Here is an 8,897-nt window from a genome sequence, read left to right on the forward strand (position 1 = left end):
GGTAAAAAAAATGCGTGCAGAACTTGATCCCAAGACCACGGATTCCTCCAAATTTGAAACACCACGGCTGGCGGACATGCTCGCCAGCCCCAACGCCGGGCAGCTTGTCCGCGGCATGCGCCTGCATCTTGAGACCAAGGCGCTGTTGCCGCAGAACGTCGGAAACTCCTTGAATTGCACGAGCTGTCATCTCAACGCCGGCACGGTGGCTGATGGTTCGCCATTTGTCGGCGTATCTGCCTTCTTCCCTGGTTATGCCCCGCGCGCCGGCCGGGTCATTACGCTCGAAGACCGCATCAACGGCTGCTTCAGACGCTCCATGAACGGCAAACCGCTGCCGACGGATTCGACGGACATGAAAGCCATGGTGGCCTATTTCGACTGGATGAAACAGGAAACCAAGCCGCAGGACAAGGTCGCCGGGCGCGGCGTCGGCAAGGTGGATATGGCGATCAAGCCCAACGTGGAAAATGGCAAGCAGGTGTACTCGACGCAATGCGCGGTGTGCCACGGCAAGGACGGCGAAGGCTTGAAGCAGGCCGATGGCCGCGTCATCTACCCGCCGCTTTGGGGCGATGATTCATTCAACATCGGCGCCGGCATGGCGCGTACCTATACCGCGGCGGCCTTTGTCAAGCGCAATATGCCGGTCGGGTTCCATGAGAACTTCCCGCTGGGACAAGGGGGGCTTTCGGATCAGGAGGCGGTTGATGTCGGGGAGTATTTTACGCACCAGCCACGCCCGGATTACCCCGACAAAGGGAAGGATTGGCCCAAGGATAAAAAGCCGGCGGATGCGCGTTACTGAGAAATGGTACGGCTCTAGTCTGTTGCTGCCAGTGCGGATTTGACCAAGGTGCCGATGATTGACTGACCAGGCGCCATCGGCCTGCGGTCCGCGATTAGCCTTGATTTTCTTGACTCTAAGGGTGGTCAATGATTTGTCGGCATCCTGGTCAAATCCGAACCGGCACCAACAGTCATGCCAGTGGAAATCCTCGATTCCAGACCGTTGCAATGCGTTGCGCCATGCCTTCGTATTGACCTGAACAACCGGATTTCCATCTTAGGTGAAAACGTAGGTCAGGTGATCGCCCTGCCGCCGCTCCAGCACGTCCCTGACCCTGACCAGAAATTTCCAAGCGCTCAAAAGCAGGAACCGCAGCGTGCATTACCACTAGGAGTCTGGGCGGCAGAAGGAATTGAAAAAAAGCATGAAATTTTCGACCTCTCAGAATCGCGCAGCAGCCGTTTTTCCGAGATAGGTAAGGGGTCAAGCACCCCTGAAATTGCTTAATTTTTCATCACAATCCTTCTGCCGCCCAGACTCCTAGGCAGATTCGACGCTGGGACTGGCGAGTACCTTGTCGATGCGCTTACCGTCCAGATCAAGAACCTCAAAGCACCAGCCCGCACACTCGACCTGTTCGCCCGTCTTCAACAGACGACCCGACACGCTTTGAAGCAGGCCAGCCACCGTGTTGTAGCGCCCCCTGTCTTCTTCTGGCAGCTCCCGGATGTCGAGCCGGGCTTTGAGCTCAGACACCGGCATGACGCCGTCAATCAGCCAGCTGCCGTCCTCGCGCTTGGTCGCCCAGGCGTCTACCTGCGCGCTGGGCTGCAGCTCTCCGGTGATGGCCTCCAGCATGTCCAGGGGCGTCATCAGCCCTTGCACCACGCCGTATTCGTCGACCACAAACACAATGCGGGTGGACTGGGCGCGAAGCTGTTCGAGCAGTTCCATGCCGGTGAGCGTTTCGGGCACAAACACGGCCGGAACGGCATACACGCCGATACCCTCAGCCACCGAAGGCGTTGCCCCCGCGTCCAGGCCCGGAGGTGCCGTTTGAATCTGGCCGCGCAAGGCGAGCAGCTTGGCCACATTGACCACACCCACCACATCGTCCAGGCTGCCCCGGCACACCGGATACCACGAGTGGCCGGTAGCGCTTACCTTGTCAATGGCCTGGGCGACCGTATCGGATGCATCGAGCCATTCGATGTCGGAGCGCGGCAGCATCAGCGAGGTCAACAAGCGGTCGTCGAGCAAAAACACGTTTTGCACCATCCGGTGCTCATGCTCTTCAATGAGGCCGGCGTCGACCCCTTCTTCGAGACTGGCGGCAATCTCCTCTTCGGTCACAGCCCGTCCGGCAGTGACATCCACGCGCAGCAGGTGGAGCACTGCATGAGTGCTGATGGAAAGCAGTTTGACAAAAGGCTTGGTACCACTGGCCACCCACATCATGGGCCGTGAGACCAGCCGCGCGACTGTCTCAGGGTAGAGTTGCCCGATTCGCTTGGGTACCAGCTCACCAAACACAATGGTGACAAAGGTAATCACCGCCACCACGACCGCTGTAGCGGAAATGTCAGCGGCACGATGCGGCGCGCCAAAGCTTTGTATCCAGACTGACAGGCTGCTGCTAAAAGCCGCCTCGCCAATAATACCGTTCAGCATGCCAATGGAGGTAATACCCACTTGCACCGACGACAAAAACTGCGTGGGGTTGTCCAGCAGGCCCAAGGCCGCTTGCGCGCCTTTATCCCCCGATTCGGCCATGGCTGCCAACCGGGCTTTTCGGCTGGAAGCCAGGGCCATCTCAGACAAGGCAAACACCGCATTAAGCAGCGTTAAAAAAGCAATCAGGAAGAAATCCATACATCCACAGGCAGAATAAACACCATGTCACTTTACTGTATCGGCGACCTGCAGGGTTGCCAATTGCCATTTCAGCGCCTGCTGGAGAAAATTGAATTTTCCCCGAGCCGCGACACCTTGTATCTGATGGGAGACCTGGTCAACCGTGGACCGGACTCGCTGGGGGTGCTGCGCAGCCTGGCGGCACTGGGCGACGCCGCGCAGTGCCTGCTCGGCAACCATGACCTGCACCTGCTGGCGCTGTGGCAAGGCGTGCGCAAACCGGGCCGCAAGGATACCCTGCAAGCCGTATTGCAAGCCCCGGACAGCCAAGCACTGCTTGACTGGCTGCGACATCGCTCCATGGCCATCCATCGCCACGGCTGGCTGATGGTGCATGCGGGCGTGCTACCACAGTGGAGCACGGCGCAAACCATGGCGCTGGCCGCAGAGGTGGAGCAGGTGCTACGGGGGCCTGACCTGAAAGGTTTTTTGAGCGCAATGTATGGCAACACGCCCACTCGGTGGCATGACAGGCTTGAAGGAGCCGACCGGCTGAGAGTGATTGTGAATGCACTCACGCGTCTGCGGTTTTGCACGCAGGAAGGAGTTATGGAGTTCACCAGCAGCGAAGGCGCCAGCGGCGCGCCTCACGGTTACATGCCGTGGTTTGAAGTTCCAGGACGCGGCACCGAGGGCACACTCATGGCTTTCGGGCATTGGTCCACCCTGGTGACAGACGCGAGGCCGGGCATCGGCTTGCGACACAACACCTTGCCGCTGGACACCGGATGCGTCTGGGGCGGTTGCCTGACTGCCGCCAGGCTGGGGGCCGCAGCAGGAGACTTTGAGCTGATTTCTGTGAAATGCAATCAGGCGCAAAAGCCCGCAAAACAGGCTGACTGAAAAACCGGGGAATGTGTCCGCCCAACGCATGGCGCAGCGGCAGACCGGTGTGAGGTTGCGTGCCCGAGGGCCACTGCAACCGCCTTGTGTAATTTGCCCAACTAGCTTGCAGCGCTGCGCCGTGGCACCGGGGAACCAGAACCCTGGGACACTTGGGACGACGCAGCCAGCGTTGGCGGACCGGTGTTCAGAGCAGTCCGGGCTGCACGGGCGGCGGCCTCATCAGACCAGGCACGGGCCACGCTTGCCGACAGCAACAGCACGGCGGAGGTAAAGTAAATCCACATCAGTATCACCACCAGCGAACCCGCCGCACCGTAGGCTGACACCACCGCTGCGGTGGACAGGTAAATGGCCATCAGGTACTTGCCGACTTCAAAAAGGATGGCACCCGCTGCTGAACCCATCACCAGATAGCGCAAGGCGGGTTTGGGGCCTGCGCTCATTTTCATGAGGGCCACAAACAGTGCGACGCTAAAACCGAAGGACACCACTTCATTGATGACCCAGGCGATTTTTTCGAAAGGCAAGTAAGTGCCGGCCCAGCCTGACACAAGGCTTAAAAAAGTTGAAACCGCCAGCGACACCAGCAGCAGAAACCCGAACGCCAGGATGTAGGCGACACCGCGCAAGCGCACCGAGGCGCTGTGCCACCACTTCTGCTGGGGCACCTCTCCACTGCCCTGCCGCCACAGGCGCTCAAACGCGTCCTGCAACTCGGCAAACACCCCGGTAGCCCCGGAGAGCAGCAGCCCAAACGCAAACAGGGAGGCGGTGATACCCTCCGAAGGTTTCTGTGCGCTGGAAAGCGCCTGCTGAACCACCCGCGCGCCTTGCGCTCCAATCACACTGCGGATCTGCTCGACCAGGCTGGCTTCTATATAGCTGCGGTCCAGCCACCAGCCCAGCACCGCCACCAGCAATACCAGCAAGGGGGCCAGGCTGAGAATGCCGTAGAAGGACATCGCCGCGCTCATGCGCAGGCCATCTGCGTCTATCCACTGGTCCACAGCGCGCCACAAGGTGCGGTAAATTTGCTGGAGCGTGGAAAGCGCAAAGGCCGGCAAGGCCTGGATACGCCGGTCGAGTTTTTCCATCATTCGAGCAGCTTATGAAAACTGCGGGCGACCCGGCACCAGACAGCCCCCCGAATACCCGTAGGTGCGGACCGACGGCTCGCGCAGGAGAGAGAAAAAACCTGGTTCTAGTTGCTGGTTTTGAACAACGCAGCAACTTTTTTCTTGGGCTTGATATTGGCAGACACACCACTGCCCGCAGGGCTGGCCTTGGCTGCAGCTTCCCAGGCTGGCTGCGTTTGCGCAGGGGTGCTGGGCTCGTAGGGCTGGTCAAAAAACGGATCACGGGACGCAGCCGGCTGGCGATGCGGCGTGTACTCGCGGCGCTCAGGGCGTCCGGTCCGCTCGCGGGGCGCACGTGCAACGCCGCCACTGCCCTCGCTAGGGCCTTCGCCTTCGCGGTACATGCGGCGACCATCGTTGATACGGCCCTGCTCGCTGATGCGGGGACGGTCTTCTTCAAACTCGAGGGGCTCCAGCTCGATTTTGCTGCCTAACAGCTTTTCAATGTCGGTCACCAGACGGGTATCGCTGCTGGCGACAAAGCTCACAGCCAGCCCGGATGCCCCGGCCCGGCCCGTGCGGCCAATGCGGTGCACATAGTCTTCGGCGTTGAAGGGCACGTCAAAGTTGAACACCGCCGGCACGTCCTTGATGTCCAGGCCGCGGGCGGCCACGTCTGTGCATACCAGCAGATCGACTTCGCCACTCTTGAAAGCCTCAAGCGCCTTCAAGCGTTCGTCCTGGCTCTTGTCGCCGTGCAGCGCGGTGGTTTTAAGGCCTTCGCGTTCGAGCGAGCGGGCCAGGCGGGCGCAGCCGAGTTTGCTGTTGACGAAGACAAAGGCCTGCTTCAACTCACGCTGCTTGAGTATCTGGTGCAAGGCGCGGCGCTTGTCGTCGGCGCTCACGCTGTAGAAATGCTGCTCCACCGTAGACGCTGCGGCGTTGGAACGCGCCACTTCAATCGTCACCGGGTCTTGCAGGTAGCTGGACGCCAGGCGCTTGATCTCGGGTGAAAAGGTCGCTGAAAACAGCAGCGTGATGCGCTGCTTGGGCAGGTAGCTCAGGATGCGCTGCAGGTCGGGCAAAAAACCGATGTCGAGCATGCGGTCGGCTTCGTCGAGCACCACATACTCGACCTGATTCAGCACGGTATTCTTCGCTTCGATGTGGTCCAGCAGGCGCCCCGGCGTTGCCACCAGCACCTCAACGCCTTTTTTGAGTTCCAGCGTTTGCGGCTTCATGTCCATGCCGCCAAACACCACGGCACTGTGCAGGTTGGTGTACTGGGCGTAGAGCTTGACCTGCTCGGCCACCTGGACAGCCAGTTCGCGGGTAGGCAGCAGCACCAGCGCACGCACCGGGTGGCGCGCCGGCGAGGTTGACGCGTTCTCGTGCTTCATCATGCGCTGCAACAGAGGCAGCGCGAAAGCAGCAGTTTTACCGGTACCGGTTTGCGCCGCGCCCATCACGTCTCTGCCCTGCAGAACGACCGGAATGGCCTGTTCCTGAATGGGGGTCATGGATTCGTAGCCCATTTCGGCTACGGCGCGAGCCAGCGGTTCTGCCAGCGATAATTTCGAAAAGGAGGATGTCATTTAGCCTGCTATTGTCGCACTTTGGGTGAAATAGCCGTTTTTGCCGGTCACTGAGGCCACTATTAGCGCGCCATGCCGGTGGGGTGGCTGTTCAAAAACGTCTATTTACTCTCAATTTTATAGCTGCTTATGCCCGTCTTATATGGGCTAGACCATGATTTGTTATAAATTTCTGGCACTGAAGGTGTCGCAGGCCTTGATGGCACCGGTTTTCAGGCCGGTGTCGAACCAGCGCTGACGCTGGGCGCTGATGCGCGGCAGGGCGTCGTCCCCAATGTTGGCGGCTGCGTTCATGGCTTCTTCGACATCGTCTTACTCCAGGATCTGGCGCGTGTTCTGTGCGTTGTGCGCCCAGACGCCGGCAAAACAGTCGGCCTGCAATTCCATCCACACACTCAGGGCGTTGTATTCGACCTTGCTGACCCGGCCGCGCATCTGGTCCATCTTGCTGCTGATGCCCAGCAGGTTTTGCACATGGTGACCGACCTGGTGCGTGCAGTGTTCGATGAGTTTCCCGGCCAGAACGGACAGTGCGCACCGTGAAGTTCGACCGAAAAACCGGCGTGCTGATTAAAAAACAGTACTGAAATTGCTTACCGATTGATTCGGTACGAATAGGTTAACCGGTTCACCCTGAATTTGATGTTGCGCGCCACACAGCGCCCATCATCATTAACGAGTAGCAAAAGGTGCGGGCATGAAGCTCTGCACCTGATGGATCGGCATGGCGGCGCTTTCGATTTCTGAAGCGTTAGCGACAAGCTTGGTGCTCTGCCTGCTGTACGTCTCTTGGGAAGGGTAAACAGCTGCTCTTGCCTGCTGGATACAGCTTTGCCGCGCAGCGCCCATGCTGCCCTCGCTGCAACGGGCGATGGCCATTCGCTCAGAGGCGTACCGGAGGTCGCGCACTTGCGCTTTTTCGACCTGCCCATCCACTACCAGGACCATGGCAATCAGCTGGCACAGGATCACCAGGCCAGCCGCCACGCCAAGCAAGGTTTTGTAGGGCACTTCGTCAATTTTTTGCAAATGATCAGAAAACATCGCTTACTTCCTCTTTGTCTATCTGCCCTCATGCTAAGGCGGCATTTCCAAAAACCACTCGGTGCTTGGCCTGTCAATATGTAGGATAAAAACGCGTCCACAAAAGCTTCGTTTTCATGTCTGCAGGCTTACCATCGCAGCATGACCGCTGCCAGCCTGACGCCCCTTTCATCCACGCTGCTTGACCCCGCCCAGACGGCGGCCCGCCTGCCCTACCCACTGCTGGTGAAGGAACTCGCCCGGCTGCTCGAAGACACTTCGGTTCAGGTTCCCCCGCGCCTGGTGCAGCCCCTGCCCGGCGGCGCCAGCCTGTTTGTCATGCCCGCGCTTGACGCCCGCACCGCCATAACCAAGCTCATTACCTTCACCCCGGCTAATGCGGGCAGCGGTCTGGCCACCATTCAGGGCGACGTGGTGGTGTTTGACGTGATCACCGGCCAACGCAAGCTCGTGCTGGATGGCCCCACAGTTACGGCGCGGCGCACCGCTGCGGTATCCTTGCTGGCGGCGCAGCGGCTGGCACCCTGCATGCAAGGGCCGCTGCTGATCGTGGGCGCAGGTGTGCAGGGCAAAGCCCATCTGGAAGCCTTTGCCGAAGGTTTACCTATCAAGGAAGTCGTGATCGCCTCGCGCAGCGCGTCCAGTGCGCAAGGGCTCGCACAGCACGCGCAATCGCTGGGCCTGAAGGCGCGCGTGGTGACGGACGCCAATGCGGCACTGGCCGACTGCCCGCTGGCCGTCATCTGCACGCCGGCCAGCGGCGTGGTGCTCAGCGCTCTGCCTCGCAGCGATGCCTTTATCGCCGCTGTCGGCGCATTCACGCCGCAGATGGTGGAGTTGAGCCCGGAGCTGTGCTGTTACTTCGCAGAGCAAGGTACCGTGGTCGTGGACACGGTGGATGCCGAACACGAGGCTGGAGATTTGCTGCAGGCCGGGCTCGATGTTGCCCGCTTTGCCAGCCTGGCCGACGTGATCCGCGCTGAGGTCTTCCCGGTGACGGGGCCGGTGCTGTTCAAGAGCTGCGGCTGGGCGGGGTGGGATTTGGCGGCCGCAAGGACGGTGTTGGCTCAACCTGCTGGTTGACGCAGAACCATGGGTGATGCCAAGCGCTGGAAGCGCACTATGGAGTGTGCATGCGGCCAGGGAGTTGCCCCGGTGCGGGGGCGATTACCCTGGCCTGCTCAAAGTCCACTTTCGACCGGCCATCCATAAAGTCCCCAGCGCACCATGGCCGGGGTATGGCGCTTTCTGGCGCTGCGGGAGTCTTGCCCTGCCTGGAATTTAAGAAAAATCGATCTATAGCCCTTTCAGGACGGGCATAAGCAGCTATCTATTTGATAGCTAAACAGGTCAGCGTCCGCCCGTAAGGGTGGCCGCCACTGCGCGCTTGAAGGGCGTGAAATGCTCGCCGATGCGCAGCGCCACATCGCGCAGCGCGCGGGCGGGCAGCGTGTCGTGCGTGTAGAGCCGGGTGATGAGCTGTGTCGCCAGGTATAGCGGCCGAGTAGCCCGGCGATGGGTCTGCTCGTAGCGGGAGAGCCCTTCGGCCGAGGCGATATCTCGCCCGGCGGCATGGGCTGCCAGCACGCTGCGGGCCAGGGAGTCGATGCTCAGTAGGCCGAAGTTGAAGCC

At 60.4% G+C, this 8,897-nt stretch carries 8 protein-coding genes and 2 pseudogenes; 4 read left to right on the forward strand and 6 right to left on the reverse strand.

Going from position 1 to position 8,897, the window contains the following annotated elements; genetic code table 11:
- Positions 1-808 (forward strand): c-type cytochrome (locus tag B3F77_RS18420; RefSeq protein ID WP_293606358.1); only part of this gene is annotated, 808 nt, incomplete at its 5' end.
- Between the two features lie 174 nt (positions 809-982).
- On the forward strand, positions 983-1,297 hold the full coding sequence (locus tag B3F77_RS18425) for a hypothetical protein (protein ID WP_293606359.1): 315 nt from the start codon (positions 983-985) through the stop codon (positions 1,295-1,297).
- Positions 1,298-1,330: 33 nt separating this feature from the next.
- On the opposite strand, the gene B3F77_RS18430 is transcribed toward B3F77_RS18425, so the two are convergent.
- The gene (locus B3F77_RS18430) at positions 1,331-2,662 is read right to left on the reverse strand and encodes a hemolysin family protein (protein ID WP_293606360.1); all 1,332 of its coding nucleotides are present in this window, start codon (positions 2,660-2,662) and stop codon (positions 1,331-1,333) included.
- Positions 2,663-2,686: 24 nt separating this feature from the next.
- Between B3F77_RS18430 and B3F77_RS18435 the strand changes: the two genes are divergently transcribed.
- Positions 2,687-3,547: a symmetrical bis(5'-nucleosyl)-tetraphosphatase gene (locus B3F77_RS18435; RefSeq protein ID WP_293606361.1), complete on the forward strand. Its 861-nt coding sequence runs from the start codon at positions 2,687-2,689 to the stop codon at positions 3,545-3,547.
- Between the two features lie 101 nt (positions 3,548-3,648).
- Here B3F77_RS18435 and B3F77_RS18440 read toward each other — a convergent pair whose 3' ends face one another.
- The 4 genes and pseudogenes from B3F77_RS18440 to B3F77_RS18455 all read right to left on the reverse strand — a co-directional run bounded on the left by B3F77_RS18440 (position 3,649) and on the right by B3F77_RS18455 (position 7,265).
- On the reverse strand, positions 3,649-4,644 hold the full coding sequence (locus tag B3F77_RS18440; RefSeq protein ID WP_293606362.1) for a YihY/virulence factor BrkB family protein: 996 nt from the start codon (positions 4,642-4,644) through the stop codon (positions 3,649-3,651).
- Between the two features lie 107 nt (positions 4,645-4,751).
- Positions 4,752-6,221 carry a DEAD/DEAH box helicase gene (locus B3F77_RS18445; protein ID WP_293606363.1) on the reverse strand — a complete coding sequence of 490 codons (1,470 nt, stop codon included), beginning with the start codon at positions 6,219-6,221 and terminating at the stop codon, positions 4,752-4,754.
- Positions 6,222-6,383: 162 nt separating this feature from the next.
- A pseudogene (locus B3F77_RS18450) lies at positions 6,384-6,713 on the reverse strand (neutral zinc metallopeptidase); the annotation flags it as partial.
- Between the two features lie 180 nt (positions 6,714-6,893).
- Positions 6,894-7,265 carry a hypothetical protein gene (locus tag B3F77_RS18455; RefSeq protein ID WP_293606364.1) on the reverse strand — a complete coding sequence of 124 codons (372 nt, stop codon included), beginning with the start codon at positions 7,263-7,265 and terminating at the stop codon, positions 6,894-6,896.
- Between the two features lie 141 nt (positions 7,266-7,406).
- Here B3F77_RS18455 and B3F77_RS18460 point away from each other — a divergent pair, with 141 nt between their 5' ends.
- Entirely contained in the window at positions 7,407-8,348 is a 942-nt protein-coding gene (locus tag B3F77_RS18460) for a delta(1)-pyrroline-2-carboxylate reductase family protein (RefSeq protein ID WP_293606365.1), read from the forward strand.
- A gap of 267 nt (positions 8,349-8,615) precedes the next feature.
- Here the strand turns inward: B3F77_RS18460 and B3F77_RS18465 are convergent.
- Positions 8,616-8,897, reverse strand: a pseudogene (locus tag B3F77_RS18465) (FAD-dependent hydroxylase); the annotation flags it as partial.

It is taken from the genome of Polaromonas sp. UBA4122 (genome assembly GCA_002381615.1).
GTDB lineage: Bacteria > Pseudomonadota > Gammaproteobacteria > Burkholderiales > Burkholderiaceae_C > Polaromonas.